The 19,307-nt window shown below is 67.7% G+C and carries 22 protein-coding genes and 1 pseudogene; 8 read left to right on the top strand and 15 right to left on the bottom strand.

The window, feature by feature from the left end; translation table 11 throughout:
• Nucleotides 1-39: 39 nt before the first annotated feature.
• Nucleotides 40-225, bottom strand: a complete 186-nt coding sequence (locus F1D05_RS28440; RefSeq protein WP_185443508.1) for a hypothetical protein — start codon at nt 223-225, stop codon at nt 40-42.
• A 138-nt stretch (nt 226-363) separates the two neighbouring features.
• Between F1D05_RS28440 and F1D05_RS28435 the strand changes: the two genes are divergently transcribed.
• Together F1D05_RS28435 and F1D05_RS28430 are read left to right on the top strand one after the other, a co-directional pair.
• Nucleotides 364-783, top strand: coding sequence for an SRPBCC family protein (locus F1D05_RS28435; protein ID WP_185443507.1), 420 nt, complete (start codon nt 364-366; stop codon nt 781-783).
• Nucleotides 780-1,319, top strand: a complete 540-nt coding sequence (locus F1D05_RS28430; RefSeq protein ID WP_185443506.1) for a TetR/AcrR family transcriptional regulator — start codon at nt 780-782, stop codon at nt 1,317-1,319. The genes F1D05_RS28435 and F1D05_RS28430 overlap by 4 nt, the downstream gene beginning before the upstream one ends.
• Here the strand turns inward: F1D05_RS28430 and F1D05_RS28425 are convergent.
• The gene (locus tag F1D05_RS28425) at nt 1,316-2,500 is read right to left on the bottom strand and encodes a serpin family protein (protein WP_185443505.1); all 1,185 of its coding nucleotides are present in this window, start codon (nt 2,498-2,500) and stop codon (nt 1,316-1,318) included. The two genes, F1D05_RS28430 and F1D05_RS28425, sit on opposite strands and share 4 nt — an antisense overlap.
• A 152-nt stretch (nt 2,501-2,652) precedes the next feature.
• Between F1D05_RS28425 and F1D05_RS41075 the strand changes: the two genes are divergently transcribed.
• Nucleotides 2,653-4,380, top strand: coding sequence for a TIGR03943 family putative permease subunit (locus F1D05_RS41075; RefSeq protein WP_246486048.1), 1,728 nt, complete (start codon nt 2,653-2,655; stop codon nt 4,378-4,380).
• On the opposite strand, the gene F1D05_RS28410 is transcribed toward F1D05_RS41075, so the two are convergent.
• Nucleotides 4,334-5,254 (bottom strand): EamA family transporter, encoded by a 921-nt coding sequence (locus F1D05_RS28410; RefSeq protein ID WP_185443503.1) that lies wholly within the window; start codon nt 5,252-5,254, stop codon nt 4,334-4,336. The genes F1D05_RS41075 and F1D05_RS28410 overlap by 47 nt on opposite strands.
• Nucleotides 5,255-5,328: 74 nt before the next feature.
• Here F1D05_RS28410 and F1D05_RS28405 point away from each other — a divergent pair, with 74 nt between their 5' ends.
• Nucleotides 5,329-6,237: a LysR family transcriptional regulator gene (locus F1D05_RS28405; protein ID WP_185443502.1), complete on the top strand. Its 909-nt coding sequence runs from the start codon at nt 5,329-5,331 to the stop codon at nt 6,235-6,237.
• A 271-nt stretch (nt 6,238-6,508) separates the two neighbouring features.
• A complete protein-coding gene (locus F1D05_RS28400; protein ID WP_185443501.1) occupies nt 6,509-7,459 on the top strand; it encodes a right-handed parallel beta-helix repeat-containing protein in 951 nt (316 codons plus the stop codon).
• A gap of 96 nt (nt 7,460-7,555) precedes the next feature.
• Here F1D05_RS28400 and F1D05_RS28395 read toward each other — a convergent pair whose 3' ends face one another.
• Nucleotides 7,556-8,455, bottom strand: a complete 900-nt coding sequence (locus F1D05_RS28395) for a helix-turn-helix transcriptional regulator (RefSeq protein ID WP_246486047.1) — start codon at nt 8,453-8,455, stop codon at nt 7,556-7,558.
• A gap of 113 nt (nt 8,456-8,568) precedes the next feature.
• Between F1D05_RS28395 and F1D05_RS43210 the strand changes: the two are divergent.
• Nucleotides 8,569-8,859 (top strand): annotated as a pseudogene (locus F1D05_RS43210) (MFS transporter); the annotation flags it as partial.
• A 103-nt stretch (nt 8,860-8,962) separates the two neighbouring features.
• A complete protein-coding gene (locus F1D05_RS28385) occupies nt 8,963-9,991 on the top strand; it encodes an MFS transporter (protein ID WP_246486045.1) in 1,029 nt (342 codons plus the stop codon).
• A gap of 55 nt (nt 9,992-10,046) precedes the next feature.
• Here the strand turns inward: F1D05_RS28385 and F1D05_RS28380 are convergent, their stop codons facing one another.
• Genes F1D05_RS28380 through F1D05_RS28370 form a run of 3 tightly spaced genes read right to left on the bottom strand, consistent with a single transcriptional unit; the run spans nt 10,047 to nt 12,646 of the window.
• Nucleotides 10,047-10,826 carry a pentapeptide repeat-containing protein gene (locus F1D05_RS28380; protein ID WP_246486044.1) on the bottom strand — a complete coding sequence of 260 codons (780 nt, stop codon included), beginning with the start codon at nt 10,824-10,826 and terminating at the stop codon, nt 10,047-10,049.
• Nucleotides 10,827-10,831: 5 nt separating this feature from the next.
• The gene (prfB, locus tag F1D05_RS28375) at nt 10,832-11,953 is read right to left on the bottom strand and encodes a peptide chain release factor 2 (protein WP_185443499.1); all 1,122 of its coding nucleotides are present in this window, start codon (nt 11,951-11,953) and stop codon (nt 10,832-10,834) included.
• Nucleotides 11,954-11,992: 39 nt separating this feature from the next.
• Nucleotides 11,993-12,646 (bottom strand): TetR family transcriptional regulator, encoded by a 654-nt coding sequence (locus F1D05_RS28370; protein WP_185443498.1) that lies wholly within the window; start codon nt 12,644-12,646, stop codon nt 11,993-11,995.
• A gap of 72 nt (nt 12,647-12,718) precedes the next feature.
• Between F1D05_RS28370 and F1D05_RS28365 the strand changes: the two genes are divergently transcribed.
• Complete coding sequence (locus F1D05_RS28365; protein WP_185443497.1) at nt 12,719-13,546, top strand: NAD(P)H-binding protein; 828 nt, start codon at nt 12,719-12,721, stop codon at nt 13,544-13,546.
• A 36-nt stretch (nt 13,547-13,582) separates the two neighbouring features.
• Here F1D05_RS28365 and F1D05_RS28360 read toward each other — a convergent pair whose 3' ends face one another.
• From F1D05_RS28360 to F1D05_RS28325, 8 genes are all read right to left on the bottom strand, one after another.
• On the bottom strand, nt 13,583-13,996 hold the full coding sequence (locus F1D05_RS28360) for an SDR family NAD(P)-dependent oxidoreductase (RefSeq protein ID WP_246486043.1): 414 nt from the start codon (nt 13,994-13,996) through the stop codon (nt 13,583-13,585).
• Nucleotides 13,997-14,187: 191 nt separating this feature from the next.
• Nucleotides 14,188-14,586: a Tad domain-containing protein gene (locus F1D05_RS28355; RefSeq protein ID WP_185443496.1), complete on the bottom strand. Its 399-nt coding sequence runs from the start codon at nt 14,584-14,586 to the stop codon at nt 14,188-14,190.
• Between the two features lie 140 nt (nt 14,587-14,726).
• On the bottom strand, nt 14,727-15,272 hold the full coding sequence (locus F1D05_RS28350; RefSeq protein ID WP_246486042.1) for a hypothetical protein: 546 nt from the start codon (nt 15,270-15,272) through the stop codon (nt 14,727-14,729).
• Complete coding sequence (locus tag F1D05_RS28345) at nt 15,269-15,655, bottom strand: TadE/TadG family type IV pilus assembly protein (RefSeq protein ID WP_185443495.1); 387 nt, start codon at nt 15,653-15,655, stop codon at nt 15,269-15,271. Before F1D05_RS28345 ends, F1D05_RS28350 begins: the two co-directional genes overlap by 4 nt.
• Nucleotides 15,655-15,852, bottom strand: coding sequence for a hypothetical protein (locus tag F1D05_RS28340; RefSeq protein WP_185443494.1), 198 nt, complete (start codon nt 15,850-15,852; stop codon nt 15,655-15,657). The genes F1D05_RS28345 and F1D05_RS28340 overlap by 1 nt, the downstream gene beginning before the upstream one ends.
• A 14-nt stretch (nt 15,853-15,866) precedes the next feature.
• Nucleotides 15,867-16,805, bottom strand: a complete 939-nt coding sequence (locus F1D05_RS28335; protein WP_185443493.1) for a type II secretion system F family protein — start codon at nt 16,803-16,805, stop codon at nt 15,867-15,869.
• 106 nt (nt 16,806-16,911) lie between these two features.
• Complete coding sequence (locus F1D05_RS28330) at nt 16,912-17,772, bottom strand: type II secretion system F family protein (RefSeq protein ID WP_185443492.1); 861 nt, start codon at nt 17,770-17,772, stop codon at nt 16,912-16,914.
• Complete coding sequence (locus F1D05_RS28325; protein WP_185443491.1) at nt 17,772-19,049, bottom strand: CpaF family protein; 1,278 nt, start codon at nt 19,047-19,049, stop codon at nt 17,772-17,774. The genes F1D05_RS28330 and F1D05_RS28325 overlap by 1 nt, the downstream gene beginning before the upstream one ends.
• Between the last annotated feature and the right edge of the window lie 258 nt (nt 19,050-19,307).

Raw genomic sequence — 19,307 nt, 5'->3', positions numbered from 1 at the left:
GCCGCGTCCGTGGTGCCTCGGCGGCGGGTCACCGGGAGATCAGAGAACGAGGATCGCGGCGATGACGGCGATCAGGACAACGACGCCGCCGACGATGGCCAGCGTGCGGCCGTTGACCTTCGGCTCCTCGGCTGCCTCGGTGGTGGCCTCGTTGACGAAGGCGCGGAACATCTGCGTGTTCGCACCCGGGTCCTGCTCGTTTTCCGTGAGGTTCTTCTCTGTCATGCGGCAGACCCTACCTGGGCCTGCGGACCGCCAGCAGATTGCAATCGCCGAACTGATCGGACTCTTACGCTCCGTCCGACTACCGTTCACGCTCCGCTGACCGTTGCGCGCGTCGCGGAAAGATGTACCATTTGGTACATGCGCTTCGATCACTCCATCACAGTCCAGGCCCCGGCGGAACGCGTCTGGGAGGTTTTCAGCGACGTCGCCAAGTGGCCCGAGTGGACCCCGACGGTCGACCAGGTCGAGCGGCTCGACGAGGGCCGCATCCACCTCGGCGCCCGGACCCGGATCCGCCAGCCGAAGCTCCCGGTCGCGATCTGGGAGGTGACCGACCTGGCCGAAGGCGAGTACTTCGAGTGGGTCTCCCGCGGCCCCGGGATCAAGACCACCGGCGTGCACCGGGTGGTCAGTACGCCGGAGGGCACGGTGGCGACCGCGACGATCATCCAGGAGGGCCCGCTCGGCTGGCTGTTCGGGAAGCTCTACGCCAACCTGACCAAGCGGTACATCGCGCTCGAGACCGAAAGCCTGAAGAAGGTCAGCGAGCAGGCGTGAGCCGCGAGACCCTGCTGACGGACGCGGTTGAGCACTTCGCTCGCAACGGCATCGGCGACGCCAGCCTGCGCGCGATCGCGACGTCGATCGGCACCAGCCACCGGATGCTGATCTACCACTTCGGCTCGCGAGAGGGCCTGCTCGCCGAGGTGGTCCGCACGGTCGAGCAGCAGCAGCGGGATCTGCTCGCCTCGCTCGAGGAGGGGACGATCGCCGAGCAGGCCGAGCAGTTCTGGCGTCGCGTCACCGAGGCCGCGCTGGTCTACGGCCCGTTGTTCTTCGAGCTTTCCGCCCACGCGATGCAGGACCAGCCGCACACCGAGGCGCTCAAGGCGGACCTGATCAACGTCTGGCTCCCACCGCTGATCGACCTCTGCATCCGCGCCGGCATCGCCCCGGACCGGGCCCCGGCGTACGCGCGACTGGGCCTCGCGGCGTCACGCGGCCTGCTGTTCGACCTGCTCCTCACCGGCGACCGCGAGGGCGTCGACGAAGCGTCGACGCTGCTCAACCAGCTGTTTACCCTACCGGCTTAGCCCGGCTCGGTGGGCTGCTCGATCCAGCCGGTGACGATGGGGAGCCGGCTGGCTCGCAGTACTGCGGTGAAGGCGAACGGGCGCGCGAGCTCGACGTCGAGCCGACGAGCCTGGTTGGTGGGCATCGAGGTCCGCATCAGGCCCATCGCGGTGACGGCGGCCGCCTCGAAACCGGTGGCGAAGAAGCGGGCGAGCACGGTCTGCTTCGCCGATGCGACCACCAGTTGGTCGGGGCTGATCCCGCTGAAGTGACCACTCCCGGACGGCGGGCCGGTCACCGTCGTGAGGCCGAAGAGTTCCCGCTGAGCCAGCAGGTCGTGTTCGACCTTCACGTTGAACGAGGGCAGCGACAGCTTCAGATCCGGCACCGAGGTCGTGGTCAGACCGATCTTGAGCCCGGGCGCGATCTCCTGACCCGGCTCCCCCTGCTCGATCAGGGCACTCCCCGGCTCCCCCTCGGCAGGCTTCGCCGAGGCTGCGACGAGCCCGGCCAGTACGTCGGAACGCTGGGCGTCGGCCGCGCCGATTCCGAGCAGGATGTCGACGTCGGCATCGCCCTGCACGGTGATCACGGTCAACGGACCGGCAGCGGGGTCGGTGTACCGGCGTACGGAATCGAGCTCGCGGTCGGTGCGCTCGAGCCAGTGCCAGGAGCCGCCCGACCACGGGCCGTCGTACTGGCGCTTGATCTGCTCTTTGAACGGCTTGGTCCAAGTGGTCCTGAGGGACAGCGCGGAGGCCAGTACTACGGCAAGGTCCGGCGTCACCTCGATCGGCATCTCGCGGATCAGGCCGTCGGTGTGCTCGGCGGCCCAGGCGTCGAGCTTCGCCTTGTCAGCGCTCAGATCGCCGGTGAGGGTGCCGGTCAGCGCAGCCGGTACTACGGTGTCGAACGACTCGCTCAACTTGAGCTGCTCGTGGACCCAGACCGCCAGCGCGGCATGCAGGTCGGCCGATCCGTCGATGGCGTCGACCAACTCGACTGCCTTCTTCGCGGCACTGTCCGCGTCGAGACCCGCAGCCTCGGCCAGCTCGCTTCGGCCTGGCTCATCGGCTGCGGTCGCCAGCAAGGCGAGCAGGGGCCATAGCCCCAATCCGGACACCACGGTGTTGCCGGGTGGCAGCTCTCGCACCCAGCGCTCGGTCAGCTTCCCGACTGCTTCCACGACGTTGGCATCCATACCTCCACCCTGCCACGCACCAGGTAGCCCCCGCTGCCGTTCGGTGCTGCCGGAGGGGTGGGTCGACTATTTGCCGTGATGACGGTGATTTTCATTTCACGGGTGCGGTGAGTGCTCGTTCGGGTGCGTTTTGTTGTGTCAGGATGCCGCCCATGACGACGCCTGCCGAGGTAGTTGAGAAGGCGCCTGAAGAGGAGGAGCCCGCCGGTTCCTCGATCGCGTTCACCGCGACGCTGGTGCTGCTGGTGGGACTCGCGCTGTTCGGACGGAAGATCTTCGCGGGCGCGTTCACCGACGACGGCGTACGGACCTGGGCGACGATGTTCGTCGGGGTCACGGTCCAGGCGATGCCGTTCCTCGTCCTCGGGGTGTTCCTGTCGGCCGCGCTGACCGCGTTCGTCCCCGCCAGCTTCTTCGCGAAGGCGCTCCCGAAGCACCCGGCCCTCGCAGTACCGGTGGCCAGTGTCTCCGGGGTGGTGCTGCCGGGTTGTGAGTGCGCCTCCGTGCCGGTGTCGGCCGCGTTGATGAATCGCGGCGTAACGCCGGCCGCGGCGATCGCGTTTCTGCTGTCCGCGCCAGCGATCAACCCGGTCGTGCTGGCCTCGACGGCCGTCGCGTTCCCGGGGCAGCCCAAGGTCGTCATCGCGCGGGCCGTCACGTCGCTCGGGGTCTCGATGATCCTCGGCTGGCTGTGGCTGCTGACCGGCAAAGGCAGCGACTGGCTGAAGATGCCGAAGAACCGGCATCCGGAGGGCACCGGGAAGCTCGAGGTGTTCCGCTCGTCGATGCTGCACGACTTCCTGCACGCGGGCGGGTTCCTGGTCGTCGGCGCTGCTGCGGCCGCGACGCTGAATGTCGTCGTACCGCGGCAGTGGCTCGACCATGTCGCCAGCAACTTGCTCGTCTCCGTCATCGTGCTCGGACTACTCGCCGTACTGCTGGCGATCTGCTCGGAGGCGGACGCGTTCGTGGCGGCCCGGCCTGAGCCAGTTCTCGTCGACCGCGCGGCTCGCGTTCATGGTGGTCGGCCCGATCGTGGACGTGAAGCTGATCGCGTTGCAGGCCGGGACGTTCGGGCCGAAGTTCGCCGTCAGGTTCGCGCCGGCCACCTTCGTGGTGGCGGTCTTGTCCAGTCTTCTCGTCGGATGGTGGCTGCTGTGAGGCGCAACGTCGCAGGCCTGGTCGTCGTGTTCGTCGGGGCCGCGGTGGCGCAACTCGCGACCACGGGCACCTATCTGCGGTACGTGAAGCCTGGGATGCGCTGGATGCTGCTCGCGGCCGGGGCGATCCTGATCGTGCTGGCCGTCGTCGACGTTCTCGCCGACACGAGGAAGAAGGACGACGCCGACCACGCAGTACGGGGTGATGACGGGCATGGTCATCACGGGCTGCCTCGTGCCGCTTGGCTGTTGTTGATCCCGGTGTTTGCCTTGCTGGTTGTCGATCCGCCCGCGCTCGGGGCTGATGCGGCACAGCGGCAGTCGCCGGTGTCGTCAAAACCGGCCGCACCCAAGGGGAACTCCTGGTTGGCTGACAGCGCACAGGGCGACACCCCGGTACCGCTGGCGGTGCGGGACTACGCCGTCTGGGCCGTGTGGGAGAAGGAGAGCATGAAGGGCCGGAATTTCCAGCTGACCGGGTTCGTCACCCCGGGCAAGAACGGCACGTGGTACGTGTCGCGGATCGGCCTGACCTGCTGCGTGGCCGACGGCACCGCGTTCATGGTCGAGGCGCGCGGCCAGGTCGCGCCGCCGAAGAACCAGTGGGTGACGGTGACCGGCGAATGGGCCGAGCCGACCAAGCGCGCGGACGGCGACATCGCCGCTCTGACAATCACCGGGGTGAGGACTGTGACACCGCCGGCCAACCAGTACGAGTGAGTACTCCGCTGTCCCGTCGGGTGCGCCGGCGGAGGACTGTGCAGGCCATGCCGCCGATGATGAGGGCGGCTGCGATGCCCTGTTGCGCGCCTACTGCCTCGCCGCGGAATGCCCAAGCGGCGGCCATGCCGACGACCGGGACGAGGAGGGAGAAGGGCGCGACCGTACTGGCGTCGTAGGTGCGGAGCAGGAAGCCCCAGGCGCCGAAACCGAATAGCGTGGCTACGAAGGAGAGGTAGCCGATCGCGCCGACGCCGGTCAGGTTGATGGACTTCAAGGCCTCGGCATCCGCGTGCGCGCCCTCGGTTGCCAGCGACAGGAGCATCAGCGGTACTACGGCGACCGCGCTGACCCAGACCATGAAGCGCAGCGTGTCCTGCGGCTTGGCGTGCCGGGTGACGATGTTCGACACACCCCAGCAGGCGGCGGCCGCGATCACCATCAGCAGCGCACCCACGGGCGCCTTGAGCCCATGGTCGAGCACGATCAGAACCATCCCCACACACGCGATCGCGATCCCGAGCAGTTGGGTCTTCCGCGGCCGCTCACGCAGTACCAGTACTGCGAACAGCAGCGTGAAGATCACCTGGCTCTGCAGGACGAGCGACGACAATCCCGCCGGGGCGCCGTGCGACATCCCCACGAACAGCAGGCCGAACTTGGCCACCCCGAGCACGAGGCCGACGGCGATCACATACCGCCAGGCGACTCGCGGCTTGCCGAGGATGAACACGGCCGGCACCGCTGCGAAGAAGAAGCGTAGAGCGGAGAACAGCAGTGGCGGAAAGTCCTGCAGGCCGACCTCGATGACAACGAAATTGATCCCCCAGACGATGGCGACGGCGACCGCGAGCAGGACGTGACGAGGGTTCATGGTCACCAAGTCTGGGCTGGGCTACTGTTTAGGACCAGCGAATCTTGCTACCGCTATCACTGTAGGAGTGCTAAATGATCGATCTCGGCCGATTGCGGGCGCTGCACGCGGTGGCTGTCTACGGATCGGTCGGCAGCGCAGCCGAGGCACTTGGCTACACACCATCCGCCGTCTCCCAGCAACTGACCAAGCTGGAGCGCGAGACCCACACGATTCTGCTGGAACGGCGGGGTCGCGGGATCGTGCTGACCGACGCCGCCCAGCAGTTGGCGGCGACGGCGGCTCAGGTGTTGCGGTTGGTCGAGGACGCCGAGTTGACGCTGGAAGAGCAACGCGGCCAGGCGATCGGCTCCCTGACGATCGCGGCCTTCCCGACGGCAGCACGAGGACTGCTCCCGGCTGTCCTCCCGAAGCTGATCACCGACCACCCGGCCCTCGACGTACGGGTCGCCGAGACGGATCCGTTCGAGGCCGTTGCCGCGGTCAACCGTGGCGAGATCCACATCGCCGTCGTCCACGACTGGCACAACACACCGCTCACGCTGCCGGACGAGTTGTCCCGAGTGAAGCTCGGCTCAGATCCCGCCGACATCCTGGTGCCGACCTCGCATCGCCTTGCGGGCAAGGAATCCGTCCGCGCCGACGACCTGGTCGGCGAGCGCTGGATCTGCCAGCCGGCCGGCTCGATCTGCCATGGCTGGCTGATCGCGACGATGCGCAAGACCGGCGTCGAACCCGACGTGGCGTACTCGGTCGCGGAGTACCAGACCCAGCTCGCAATGCTTGCCCAGGGCATCGGAATCGGCCTGCTGCCGCGGCTCGGCCGTGGCCCACTGCCGGACGGCGTCGTCGCAGTACCGCTCCACCCGGCCCCGAGCCGCCGCCTGTACGCCGTCTGGCGCACCGCCACCTCTCGCCGCCCCGCCATCACGGCCACTCTGGCCGCTCTGAAATCCGGCTGGAAGTCCCGCAACACGGCTTAGTCCGGCTATCGCGTTCCGGCAGGCGGGAATTTGTTTCATCACCCTTCGCGACCGATTGACAGCGGAACGCAGCCCCGCTAGGTTCCGGTGAACTATTAGGAAACTTTCCTAATCATATCGAGAATCCCCTTCCTGTCCCCGTCCCAGACCGCAGCAGGAGACAAATTGAGTCCAAGTCCCGGGCCGGCGCACCGCCCCGTCGCCGGCCCCGGGTCGCATCCCTTGTGTACGGCGCAACGCCCCTTCCGTCGTCACCCGAAAGGCTCCTCCCATGAGACTGTTCCGTGCAGCCGCAGTACCGACCCTCCTGCTGGCAGCCGCACTACCAGCGCTGCCCGCCCACGCGGCGACCGTGAACGTCAGCACCGCCGCGCAACTCAAGACCGCGCTGACCAACGCCCATGCCGGCGACACCATCAAACTTGCCGATGGCACCTATACCGGCAACTTCAAGACCACCGTGTCCGGCAGTTCGTCGGCGCCGATCACCCTGACCGGCAGCGCCGACGCCGTCCTCACCGCGAGCGGCGGCTACGGCCTGCACCTGAACGGCGCGAGCTACTGGCAGGTGAAAGGACTCACCATCACCGGCGGCCAGAAAGGCATCATGATCGACTCCGCGACCCGGGTCACGGTCGACGGTGTCACCGTGCACGGCCTCGACATGGAAGGAGTGCACTTCCGCAACAGCAGCACCTACGGAACGATCCGGAACTCGAAGATCTACGACACCGGGAACGACGGCCGCGGGATGGGCGAGGGCGTGTACGTCGGCAGCGCCGGCGGCACCTCGGACAAGTCGGACAACGTGCAGATCCTCGACAACACCATCGGCCCGGACGTCGGCGGCGAGGCGGTCGACCTGAAGGAAGGCACCACCGGCGGCCGGGTCGCGGGCAACAGCTTCGACGGCCGCGGCCTGACCGGCGCCAACTACGACGACAGCTGGATCGATGTCAAGGGCAACAACTACCTGATCGAGAACAACACCGGCAAGAACACCACCAACAACGGCTACGAGACGCACACCCAGCAGAACGGCTGGGGCTGCGGCACAGTGTTCCGCGACAACAGGTCCGATCTGACGGGCGCGACCGGCTCTGGGCGGTACGCGTTCAACATCACCAACTACAACGCTTCATCGTGCAAGGTCAGCATCGATCGCTCCAACACGATCACCGGCGGCCGCGGATTGACCAACCCCGGCATCCCGGTCGGCTGAACTTGGTCGCCTGAACCCGGTTGCCGGGGGCACCTTGGACGCCCCGGCAACCGTCAGCCCGCGACCGCCACCACCCAGCCGACAACCAGCCGGCCGTCAGCCGTTGACCAGCAGGCGGAGCTTCTCCTCGGTGTCCTCGTCGGCGGCGGTGTAGACCGTCGCCCGGAACTGCCCCAGCTGGCTGAGCCAGAAGTTCGCCGGCTCGATCCGGAGCAACCCGACCCGCTCGTTGTCCAGCAACTTGACCTTCGTGCTCGGCGCCGCGACGTCGTACCGCTCCCAGAGCTCCGCGAACAGCGGCGAGTTCAGCAGCAGCCGCTCGGTGAGGTTCTGCCACTCGGGCTCGCCGAGGTGATCGGCCAGCGCCGCCCGGTAGGCGGCGACCATGTGCAACCTGGTCGAGTCCCCGTCCACGAACGAACAGCGCCACTCCGGTGAGACGAAGGTCAGCCAGAGGATGTTGCGCTCCTCCACCGGGACCGTGGCCATGTCGATCACGACCTTGCAATAGGCGTCGTTGAACGCCAGTACGTCGTACCGGGTGTTCAGCACCATCGCGGGATACGGCGAGACCTGGTCGAGCATCCGCTGGATCGAGCCGGGCAACGCGGTGCAGTCGAGCTTGGCCGGGCCGAGTGTCATCCCCGCCAGCGTGTAGAGGTGGTTCCGCTCCAGCCGGTCCAGCCGGAGGGTGCGGGCGATCGCGTCGAGCACCTGGGCGGACACGTTGATGTCCCGGCCCTGCTCGAGCCAGGTGTACCAGGTGACGCCGACCCCGGCGAGCTGGGCGACTTCCTCGCGCCGCAGGCCCGGCGTACGGCGACGCCCGCCTGGTGCATAGCCGACCTCGTCCGGCTGGATCCGCTCCCGCCGGCTCCGCAGGAACGCCGCCAACTCCCGCCGCCGCTCCCCCTTGTCGCTGCCACCTGTAGGCACCGGCGCGCCACTCGGTGCTGTCTTGTCGGTGGTGGCTGGGATGCTGGTCAGGAGACTCACCTCTCCATCCTGCGGGCTGATGGCTGTGTTTCCCAGACTGGTGCCGGGTGCTGCCAATACCAGGATAACCAGGCTCTCACCACCCGGCTCGAATCAGCCGCAAGCTGGTTCCTATGACAGACCAGGTCCTCTCCGACCGCACCACCGCTGAGCCCACGGCAGCGTCGCCGCTGGGCCCGGTGGCGCTGACCACGCTGCTCTTCGGCGCCTTCCTGCCGATGCTCTCCTTCTTCATCATCAACGTCGGACTGCCCGCGATCGCCATGGACCTGCACGCCAGTTCCGGCGAGCTCCAACTGGTCGTCGGCAGCTACGGCATCGCCAATGCCACCCTGCTCGTCGTCGGTGGTCGCCTCGGCGACGGGTTCGGCCGCAAGCGCCTGTTCATGATCGGGCTGGCCGGCTTCACCGTGCTGTCGCTGATCTGCGCGCTCGCACCGACCATCGGCGTACTGCTGGCGGCCCCGCGTGGTGCAGGGCGCTGCTGCCGCGGCCATGACCCCGCAGGTGCTCGCGTCGATCAGCAGCCTGCTCACCGGCGAGCACCGGGCCCGCGCGATGGCCATGTTCGGTGTAGCCGGTGGTGCCGCTGCCGCACTCGGCCAGATTCTTGGCGGCGTACTGATCGAGGCCAACGTCTTCGACCTCGGCTGGCGTTCCGTCTTCCTCGTCAACGTGCCGGTCGGCATCGTTGCTCTGATTGCGGCAGTCAAGCTGCTACCGGAGACGCGTGCGCACAACGCGCAACGCGTCGACATCGTCGGAGCGGCTCTACTCGCTCTGACTCTCGTACTGCTGCTCCTGCCGCTCACCGAAGGCCGCCCACTCGGTTGGCCGCTCTGGACCTGGGTCTCGCTCGCCGCGACGATCCCTGCGGTCGCACTGCTCGGTCTGCACCAGCACAGGTCCGAGAAGGCCGGCAGGGCCCCGCTGATCCCACCGACCGTACTGCGGCTGCGCGCGATGCGAATCGGCTTGCTGCTGGCCGTCGGGTTCTTTACCACGTTCGGCGGCTTCATGTTCGTGTTCGCACTGGCCACTCAGGGCGAGGCCGGAATGTCTCCGCTGGAAGGCGGTCTGAGCCTGCTGCCGATGGCTGTCGGCTTCCTGATCACCTCGATCTACGGACCTCGCCTGCAGCAGCGGTACGGCGCTGGGCTCATCCTGCGCGGGTGGATCGTGCAGTCAGTCGGGTACGCCGTACTGGCGGTCGTAGCCCTCACTGTCTGGCCCGACGTGACGCCGTGGACGCTGGCGATTCCCATGTTGATCGCGGGCTTCGGCAGCGGCCTGGTGATGGTCCCGCTGATCGGTGTAGTCGTCGGTCAGGTGCCACCGGCGCAAGCAGGACTCGGCAGCGGCATCCTGCTCACCAGCCAGCAGACCTGTCTCGCACTAGGCGCCGCAACCGTCGGTACGGCGTACCTGTCGCTGGCAGGAACCTCCTGGGGCCAGGGCGGCGCACTAGCCGCAGTAGCCCTGGCAATCACCGCGATCTCACTCCTGATGACCCCAGTAACCGCCAAGCTCCGCTAGCCACCCGAGCGCGCTAGGCCCTCACGCTTTCCCTAACGCCAACCACCAGCAACGGTCAGACCCAGTGGGCTGGTCGTAGTACGGCGGAGGGCAGTTTGGTAGCCGTATTGCCGCGGGCGGCGTTGACCTGGGACTGGGTGAGGAAGAGGGCGCCGGTGAGGTCGGCGCCGCGCAGATCGGCGTCGCGGAGGTCAGCGCCGATCAGATCGGCCTGACGGAGGTCCGCCTCCCGCAGGTCGGCCGCGATCAGGTAGGCACCCCGCAAGTTCGCAGCCCGCAGATCCGCGCCGCGGAGTTTGGCCCCGAACAGGTCGGCTCCGCGGCGTTCCTTGCTTTTCGGCTGCTTCCCCCGGACGAGCCGGCTGGTCTTCAGCAGCAGCTCGTTGACCGCCTGCCGCTCGGCCTCAAGATCCACGGTCTCCAGGTCCTGCAGCGTCACTTCCTCGACGTGGTCCCGGAGCTCCCGCAACTGCTGGTGAATCTCGCGCGTCTGGTCCAACTGCAGGGCTTCGGTCAGATACCAGAGCAACTCGTGCAACTGCCGCATGATCGGCAACGCCGCGAACATCTTCTGGCCGGGCTGCTCGCGCCAGCTCGGTCCCGCCAGCCGCGAGACCTTCTGTCCCGCGCCGAAGCAGTCATAGACCGTGCAGCCCTGAAAACCCTCGGGCCGCAGCTTCTCGTGGATCCCGCAGCGGAAGTCCTGCTGGAGGTTCGGGCACGGCTCGCCCGCATCCTTGTCGATCGCGAAATCGGCGGACTTCGCGAACGTCAGCGCGACACAACATAGACCGTGGCAGCTACCGCAGTCCGCGCGTAGATCTTCCAGCCGCACCGAGGCTAATTCTGGTCGGAGGCCTGCTGGCCGGTACGACGCCAGCGGATGCCGGCCTCGATGAACTCGTCGATCTCACCGTCGAACACGCCGCTGGTGTTACCCGACTCGTACAGCGTCCGCAGGTCCTTGACCATCTGGTACGGATGCAGCACGTAGGACCGCATCTGGTCACCCCAGGAGCCCTGCACGTCGCCACGAAGGGCGTCGATCTCGGCGCGCTCCTCGGCCTTCTTCAGCGCGAGCAGCCTTGCCTTCAGGATGACCATCGCGCTGGCCTTGTTCTGCAGCTGCGACTTCTCGTTCTGACACGAGACCACGGTGCCGGTGGGGATGTGGGTCAGCCGGACGGCGGAGTCGGTGGTGTTGACGCTCTGACCACCGGGGCCCGACGAGCGATACACGTCGATCCGCAGGTCTTCTTCCGGGATCTCGATCTCGTCGGTCTGCTCCAGCACCGGGACCACCTCGACCGCGGCGAACGAGGTCTGCCGGCGGCCCTGGTTGTCGAACGGCGAGATCCGGACCAGCCGATGCGTACCGGTCTCGATGCTCAGCGTGCCGTACGCGTACGGCGCCTTGACGCTGAAGGTGGTCGACTTGAGACCCGCCTCTTCCGCGTACGAGGTGTCGTAGACCTCGGTCGGATAACCGTGCCGCTCGGCCCAGCGCAGGTACATCCGCTGCAGCATCTCGGCGAAGTCCGCGGCGTCGACGCCACCGGCACCGGAGCGGATCGTCACCAGCGCCTCGCGCTCGTCGTACTCGCCGGACAGCAGCGTCCGCACCTCGAGCGACTGGATCGACTTGGCCAGCGAGGAGATCTCGCGCTCGGACTCGGCCAGCGTGTCGGCGTCGTTCTCGTCACGGGCCAGCTCGATCAGCACGCCGAGGTCGTCGACCCTGGTCCGCAGACCGGTCAGCCGGTCCAGGTCGGACTCCAGCCGGGACAGCCGCGACGTCACCTTCTGCGCGTTGGCCTGGTCGTCCCACAGATCCGGCGCCGCGACCTGCTCACCGAGGTCCGCGAGGTCGCGCCGCATCGAGGGAACGTCGAGGACTTTCTCGATGGACGTCAGCGTCGCGTCGAGTGCCTTCAGGTCAGTGTCGAAATCAGGTCCAGCCACAACCAAGCAGCGTACCCGGTGTGTGACTCCGGTCGAGAATCAGTGTTTTGACCGCGCAGCCAACTCGAAGCCTCTCGCCAGTACCGCGAAGACCTCGTCGATCGCCTGCTCGAGGCCGGCAACAGCTTCCTCGAGCTGCTCCGGTGACGGATCGACCGGAACGAATCGGGCCAACTCGCCCTCCAGAACCTTCTGCGCGGCGGCGTACTGGGCGGCGATCAGGCGGGCCATCCGGTCGGAGAGTCGACCGTCACGCTCCTGCAGAGCCTCGGCCAGCAGCACCTCCATCTCCTCGGCGATGCGCCGCCGCCTGGCCAGCAGCGCCGGACTGGACTCGATGGTGCTGTTGAACTGGCGCCAGGTCGCGAGATGCCCGACGGCCAACTGGTTCCGGATCTGGGCCAGATACCGCAGCCGTAGCGCCTCGATCACGTCGACCCCGGCCGGCGCTTCCCGGATCGCCTCCGCCGGCCCGGCCCACCAGCCGGTCTCGTCGAAGACCAGGTCTTCCTTGGTGGGGAAATGGTTGAAGACGGTCTGTACCGCGACGTCCGCCGCCGCGGCGACCTCCGCGACGGTGACGGCATCGAAACCGCGCTCCATGAACAGCTCGGTGGCCACATTCGAGATGGCCCATCGGGTCAGCTGCTTCTTCCGCTCCCGCCGCCCACCCGGTTCCGCCGTCGCATCCATGTCGACAGATCTTAGTCGCGTATGCTTTACTTCTTCCATTCTTGTAGTCACTACATTTTTGGAGCAAGTCAAATGAGCATTCTCGTCACCGGCGGCCGCGGCAAGATCGCCCGAGCCGTCCACACCGGCCTCACCGCCGCCGGCCTCGACGTCCGCGTCGCCAGCCGCGAACCGGCCGATCTCCCCGGCGCCGTCGCCCTCGACACGACCGACCCCGCCTCCCTGGCCGCCGTACTGAAGGACGTCTCCCAGGTCTTCCTGTACTCCGACCCGTCGTCGGCCGCCCTGTTCGCCGAAGCAGCCGAGGCGGCCGGCGTGAAGCAGGTGGTCCTGCTCTCCTCGCTGGCCTCCCACGCCGACAACGGCAACTCCGCCGACCCGCACGCCGAAACCGAGCGCACGATCGCCGCCGGCTCGTACGCGACCACGTTCCTGCAGCCGGGCACCTTCATGACGAACGCGATCTACTGGTCCTATTCGGTCCGCGCCACCGGCCAGATCCGGCTCCCTTACCTGGATGCCGAAGAAGCCCCGATCCACGAACAAGACATCGCCGACGTCGCGATCCAGGTCCTGCTCGACGGCCCTGGCGACCGCCACGACGGCAAGCACTACCCGATGACCGGCCCCGAATCGATGACGCGTCGCCACCAGATCGAGCTGATCACCGAGCTCACCGGCGTACCGATCAAGGCGGTCGACCTCACCCTCGAGCAGGCCCGCGAAGAAATGGGCTCCTCGATGCGCAACCCTGCCCAGCTCGAACTACTGCTGTCCTACTGGGCTTCCCGCGTGGGTTCGCCGCACCCGATCGAGCCCACCGTCGAACTCCTGACCGCCCGCCCCGGCCGCACCTTCCCCACCTGGCTCCACGACCACCTGGACGTCTTCACCCGCTGAACCAGTTCGCCTCGATCGCCTGTCCGGGGACGGGTATCAGGGCAGGATCGAGTCGATGTATCCGCCGTCGGCCCGGATCGCGCCGCCGGTAGTGGCGGAGGCTTGGGTCGAGCTGAGGTAGACGACCATGTTGCCGATCTCGGCCGGCTCGATCAGGCGCTGGATCAGCGAGTACGGGCGGTGCTCCTTCATGAACTGGCTCTGTGCCTCGTCCCACGGGAGATCGTCGCCAACCAGTTCGCCGACGAACTCTTCGACGCCAGGAGTGTGCGTCGGTCCCGCCATCACCGAGTTGACCGTGACACCGGTGCCTGCCGCCACCTTCGCGTGGCCGCGGGTCACCGCGAGGAGGGCGGTCTTGGTCATGCCGTAGTGCACCCTCTCGATCGGCATCACCACGGCCGAGTCACTGGCGATATTCATCACCCGGCCGAACCCGCGCTCCATCATGCCGGACAGATAGGCCCCGCCAGGTCGATCCGCATTCCCCCATCGTGCCGCACCCCCATCCACACCCCCCACCCAACGCGCGTCGCACCCTGTCACCTCCGGGGCAACGCGCGGTGTATCTCGCCAACTCCAGTGAGCGCACGCCGTACTGGATCAAGCTTCGTGTCGTCCGGCCCGAGTCGTTGCCGGGGTCAACGAATCGGCACAACGGCGGTTGCGTCCGAGGCGATGTCGGCGCTGCCCTGCCAGCCTGGTGGCTGGAACGGGAGATCGACCGCCGAGGAGAGCTGAACGGTGACAGTCGTCCCGGTCACGTCCGCCCGCCAGCCGAGGCCGTCGAACCGGTTGCTCGCGTCAACAGAATCCAGGTACTCCGCGGTCAGCCGACGCGCCTCGTCCGGGTCGATCTCCGCGTTCTCACCGGACCCGCCTTGCGCATAGATCGCCGCCAGCCCGTTCGCGGCAGCCAGCACCGCGCCGTCAGCCGTCGCATCCAGATCCCGCCGGACCAGGAACACCTTCGAGATGTCGGTCACCACCACGATCATCAACAACACGATCGCCGCGAAACCGATGATCAGCACAGTCATCTGACCCCGCTCATCCCTCCGACGACGGCTGCCCGCAGTACTGCGGGCGCCGGGCGGAACGGGGAGCATCGTGGTCAGGCGTGACCGCCGCCGGAGCCGTCGGTGTTGCCTGCCTGCGAGCCGCCGGGGAAGGGTTGTTCTCATCGGGTGCCTTTGGCTTCGCGATAGTCGCCGTACGGCTCGGTGTGGACGGAGCTGAGGTGGACCGCGGGGCGTTCGCCGCCAAGCGCGGACGGGATGAGTGGCAGCGGCATCTCGGTGTCGAGCTCGACGGTGACGGTCGAACCCGGCTCGAGGCAGGCGGGATCGCAACTGATCCGCAGTTGGCCGGGGCTCAGCTCGACGCCCTGATCCTTCATCGCCAGCCGCGCGGCTTCGAACGCCCGCGCTCGTGCCTCGTCCTCGGACACCCCCGCCGGAACGATGATGAAGGCCCGCGCCGCCGCGCGAGTCGCAGCCGTCGAACCGTACGACGCTCTCTGAACGTCGAACACGCCGAGCATCACGTAGACCAGTGGCACCATCAACAACAACGCCAACCAGGAGAACTCCACCACCGCACTCCCCTGCTCACCACGCCGTCGTCGCGAGACAACCCGCCGCACCAGCTTCAGCTCGCGATGGACGATGCCGCCGAGCAACCAGGGAAGTGTGCCCTGGTTCAAGCGAAGGATGCCGCGGTTCATTGGCCGGTTTCCTTGATCGCGTGGCCCTCCACATGGAAGCCGATCCCCGGCCCCCAGAGACCGAGCGGTGGCAGGTGGGCCTCGACCACGACCAGAACGCCTGGCTGGCCGTCGACATCCACTGTTTCCGCGGTGACCGAGTCGATCAACTCATTGCGTACTACGCCGTCCACCAACTCCCGGGTGCGCGCTTCCCCGTCGGCCGGTTCGCGGTTCAGAACCGCGGCGTAGTGAGCGCCCTCCGAGGCCGCCGCCGTCACCGTGTTCCGTACGTACAGGAACAGCCCGACCTGCATGATCCCCAGGAACAACGGGACCACGAGCATCGACACCATCACGAAGTCGACCACCGCCGATCCGCGCTCGTTCCTGGAGGACCTCATCACTTGCTGGTGACGGAGTCCAGGGCCTTTTCGAGCATGGATTTGAGCTGGTCGGCGGCCAGCGCCCAGATCGCGACGACCAGACCGGCCGTCATCACGGTGATCAGCACCCAGCCGGGGACGTCGCCGCGCTCCTTCCGGGCCGGTTGTGGCGTCAGCACCAGGGTCAGGAACAACCTGGTCAGCAGTAGGGACATCAGTTCTCCTCAATTCATCCGGCGATCAGCCGGATGCCGACAGCGCCTGGGTAGAAGGCGAATGCGATGGTCACCGGGAGCACCAGAAACACCACCGGGACCATCATTGAAATTTCGCGGCGGGCACCGGACTCGATCAGCTCGCGCCTGCTCGCCTCGCGGATATCGCCCGCCTGCGCCCGCAGTACGTCGGCCAGCGGGGTTCCTCGTTCGAGGGCGACCGCCAACCCGTCGGCGAAGCGGGACAGGGCGACCAGGCCGGTCCGATCGGCCAGGGCGTCGAGCGCGCGGACCAGCGGCTCGCCCGCACGTGTCTCCGCGAGCACGCGTTGCAACTCGATGGCCAGCTCGCCACGGCACGACCGCGCGACCCGGTCGAGCGCCGCGGCCGGGCCCTCACCGGCCGCCACCGACAGCGCCAGAAGCTCTGCCACGGTAGGCAGTTCGGCGAGCAGCCGCCGCTCCCGGCGACGGACCTGGCTGGTGAGGTAGGTATCCCGCGACAGAACGCCGATCACAGCGAGGAAGGCCGACAGCACCAGCAGCCCGACCGGATTGCCGACGCCGAGCGACAGCGCGACCAACGCGACCAGCAGACCGAGACCGAAGCCGGCCGCACCCCACAGCACCTGCTCGATCCGGAATTCCTCAACCGTGCGGTCGATCCCGGCCCGCGACAACCTGCGCCGGACCGAGGCCGCGCCACCGAGCAACCGCTCCAAGCGCGTCGCCCCGGCTCGCAGCGATGGCCCGAACAACCGCAGAACCGCGTAGAACGGCGAACTCGAATCGACCACGCCGAGAAACACCTCCGACCCACCGATATCGCGCAGGTACGGCCCGATCCGGTCGTCCACCGAGGGACGCCGCAGAAACGGCAGCCGCCGCACAACCAGCAACAGCCCAGCTCCGAACAGTCCCCCGAGCAGCGCTCCCGTCACCAAGGGACTCATCGCAGCACCCGCCGCCCGGACAGCCAACGGTCATGCGGCAGCCCTCGTCTCACTTGCAGCAGCGACCCGGACTCTGACAGCCGATCGCCCCGCGGCAGCCCCGGGCTCATCGCAGCACCCGCTCGGGCTCGGGGAGTCGGCCGATCCGCAGCATCAATCTGTAGGCGATGACACAGACGACCGCGCCGACGCCGATGATCAACGCTCCCACCGGTGAGTTGTAGCGCTGGATCACATCGCCCTGGAACGACAACATCCCGAGCACCAGCCAGGGTGCGGCCACCGCGACCCGGGCGCCGTTCACCGACCAGGACTGCCGGGCCTCCAGCTCGGATCTGGTCCGCGCGTCGTCACGCAGGAAGCTCGACAGCGAACGCAACAGTCGCCCGAGGTCGCCGCCACCGACCTCACGCGCGATCCGGAGCGCCTCGATGACCCGATCTCCGACCGGATCCGCGAGCCGTGCCTTCAACCGATCCAGCGAGTCCGCGAACCGCCCGGTCGAGGCGTAGTCCGAACCGAACCGCCGGAACGGCTCCCGCAACGGCAGTGGTCCCCGCTCCCCGACCTGCGCCAGGGCCTCGGACAACGACAAACCGGCCCGTACCGCGGACGCGACGTTGTCGACCACGTCGGGCCAGAGCTCGCGGAACTCCGCCAGCCGCTTCCGGGCCCGGCTCTTCAACAACGCCACCGGAACTCCGCCGGCCATCACCCCGAACACCAGCCCGACCGGCAGCGCTGCCGACACTACGAACATCAGCACGAAGGCGATGACCCCCGTCAACAGGCAAGCGCCGATGAAGGCAGCGGGTGTCACTCCTTCGACTCCAGCACTCGCCAGCAGGTCGCGGCTCCGCCTGATGAGCCGGCCGTCGCCACGTGGCGTCGCGTCCGGCGGTGACAGGAAGGACCAGCCGACCAGCAACAGGCCGATCCCGAAGAACAGTCCGAGCAGGAGGCCCATCAGCTCACCCCACGCGGCAACTCGGTCAGCAGACCGGCCGGCGAGTACCCGGCTTGCTGGAACCGCTCGGGATGGGGCAGCTGGCCCTCGGCCCGGCGCAGTTGCCCGTCGACGGTGCCGAACAGCGTCTCCGTCTCGATCGCCTGATCCTCGATCCGGCCGCTCACCGACACGATCTCGCGCACCCGCCGTTGCCCGTCCGAGGCGATCCCGAGATGCACGACCAGATCCACGCACCCGGCAACAGTCGGCAATACGAAGCGGGACCCGATGTTCTCGCCTGCCAGCAGCGGCAGCGTGCACATCTTGGTCAATGCCTCGCGCGCCGAGTTCGCATGGATCGTGCACATGCCGGGAAGTCCACTGTTCAAGGCCAGCAGCAGATCGAGGCACTCCTCACCGCGGACCTCACCGACGATGATCCGGGACGGCCGCATCCGCAGGGATTCCTTGACCAGGTCGCGCAGCCGCACCTCGCCGGTGCCCTCCAGACCAGCCTGCCGGGTCTGCATCGAGACCCAGTCCGGGATCGGCAGCTTGATCTCGAAGACCTCTTCGCAGCTGATCACCCGCTCGCTGCCGGGGATCGACCCGGCCAGCGCGTTCAGCATCGTCGTCTTGCCCGCCTGGGTGCCGCCGGACACCAGGATATTGAGGCCGGAGGCAACGGCCGCGTCCAGGACGGCAGCCCCGTGCGGGGTGAGCGAACCGAGCGCGACGAGATCCGCCAGCCGGGTCGCCCGGACTGTGAATTTGCGGATATTGATGGCCGCATAGCGTTGAGTGATGCCACCGAGCACGATGTGCACCCGGCTCCCGTCCGGCAGCCGCGCGTCCGTGAACGGCTGGGACACGTCGATCCGCCGCCCGGTCGTCTTCAGCATCCGCTCGACCAGGTCGGCGACCTCTTCCTCGGTCAGCACCGTGGTGGTGAGCTCGTGCCGGCCATCGCGGGCGATGAAGACCCGGCTGGGCTCGTTGATCCAGATCTCCTCAACGGCCGGATCGTCCAGATACCGCTGCAGCGGGCCGAACCCGGCCACCCGGTCGTGCACCTCGCGGCTGACCGCCTCCAGATCGCCGATCGGCGGCACGATCCCGGTCAGGCTGCGCTCGTCGTACTCCTTCATGACGGTCGCGACGATGGTGCTCACCGCGGCCGGGTTGCGGAGTGGGTCGATGCCCTCGCGCCGGACCACGTCGCGGACCTGGGCGTCGATCAGCTCGACCGCGCCGTCCCAGCCGGACCGGCGCGCGGCAAGTCTGTCGGCTGTCATCCGTCTCCCCGTGGCGTCTCGTCCGGCAACCCGCTGATCACCCTGCGCGATCATTCTTTCAAGCCGGAGCCCACCGGCGCCAACCCGCTGCCGGGCCCTGTGGATAACTCTCACACGGGCACAGGTTCACCGAACGTATCCGTCCACTCACCCACCCGGCCACCTTTTGCACCTCCCCGCAACCGATCGGCGCCCGGAGTACGGGGACTGTAACGGGCTCGTTGGCCTGAAGCGTCATAGAGAGTGAGACCACGACGG

It is taken from the genome of Kribbella qitaiheensis (assembly GCF_014217565.1).
Classification (GTDB): domain Bacteria; phylum Actinomycetota; class Actinomycetes; order Propionibacteriales; family Kribbellaceae; genus Kribbella; species Kribbella qitaiheensis_A.
Note: the sequence above shows the minus strand (reverse complement) of the source record. Positions and strands in the feature narration are given on the sequence as shown.

Coding starts and splice junctions, on each gene's coding strand:
- F1D05_RS28440 (WP_185443508.1), bottom strand. CDS start 225: ATGACAGAGAAGAACCTCACGGAAAACGAGCAGGACCCGGGTGCGAAC.
- F1D05_RS28435 (WP_185443507.1), top strand. CDS start 364: ATGCGCTTCGATCACTCCATCACAGTCCAGGCCCCGGCGGAACGCGTC.
- F1D05_RS28425 (WP_185443505.1), bottom strand. CDS start 2,500: ATGGATGCCAACGTCGTGGAAGCAGTCGGGAAGCTGACCGAGCGCTGG.
- F1D05_RS41075 (WP_246486048.1), top strand. CDS start 2,653: ATGACGACGCCTGCCGAGGTAGTTGAGAAGGCGCCTGAAGAGGAGGAG.
- F1D05_RS28410 (WP_185443503.1), bottom strand. CDS start 5,254: ATGAACCCTCGTCACGTCCTGCTCGCGGTCGCCGTCGCCATCGTCTGG.
- F1D05_RS28405 (WP_185443502.1), top strand. CDS start 5,329: ATGATCGATCTCGGCCGATTGCGGGCGCTGCACGCGGTGGCTGTCTAC.
- F1D05_RS28400 (WP_185443501.1), top strand. CDS start 6,509: ATGAGACTGTTCCGTGCAGCCGCAGTACCGACCCTCCTGCTGGCAGCC.
- F1D05_RS28370 (WP_185443498.1), bottom strand. CDS start 12,646: ATGGATGCGACGGCGGAACCGGGTGGGCGGCGGGAGCGGAAGAAGCAG.
- F1D05_RS28365 (WP_185443497.1), top strand. CDS start 12,719: ATGAGCATTCTCGTCACCGGCGGCCGCGGCAAGATCGCCCGAGCCGTC.
- F1D05_RS28360 (WP_246486043.1), bottom strand. CDS start 13,996: ATGATGGAGCGCGGGTTCGGCCGGGTGATGAATATCGCCAGTGACTCG.
- F1D05_RS28355 (WP_185443496.1), bottom strand. CDS start 14,586: ATGACTGTGCTGATCATCGGTTTCGCGGCGATCGTGTTGTTGATGATC.
- F1D05_RS28350 (WP_246486042.1), bottom strand. CDS start 15,272: ATGAACCGCGGCATCCTTCGCTTGAACCAGGGCACACTTCCCTGGTTG.
- F1D05_RS28345 (WP_185443495.1), bottom strand. CDS start 15,655: ATGAGGTCCTCCAGGAACGAGCGCGGATCGGCGGTGGTCGACTTCGTG.
- F1D05_RS28340 (WP_185443494.1), bottom strand. CDS start 15,852: ATGTCCCTACTGCTGACCAGGTTGTTCCTGACCCTGGTGCTGACGCCA.
- F1D05_RS28335 (WP_185443493.1), bottom strand. CDS start 16,805: ATGAGTCCCTTGGTGACGGGAGCGCTGCTCGGGGGACTGTTCGGAGCT.
- F1D05_RS28330 (WP_185443492.1), bottom strand. CDS start 17,772: ATGGGCCTCCTGCTCGGACTGTTCTTCGGGATCGGCCTGTTGCTGGTC.
- F1D05_RS28325 (WP_185443491.1), bottom strand. CDS start 19,049: ATGACAGCCGACAGACTTGCCGCGCGCCGGTCCGGCTGGGACGGCGCG.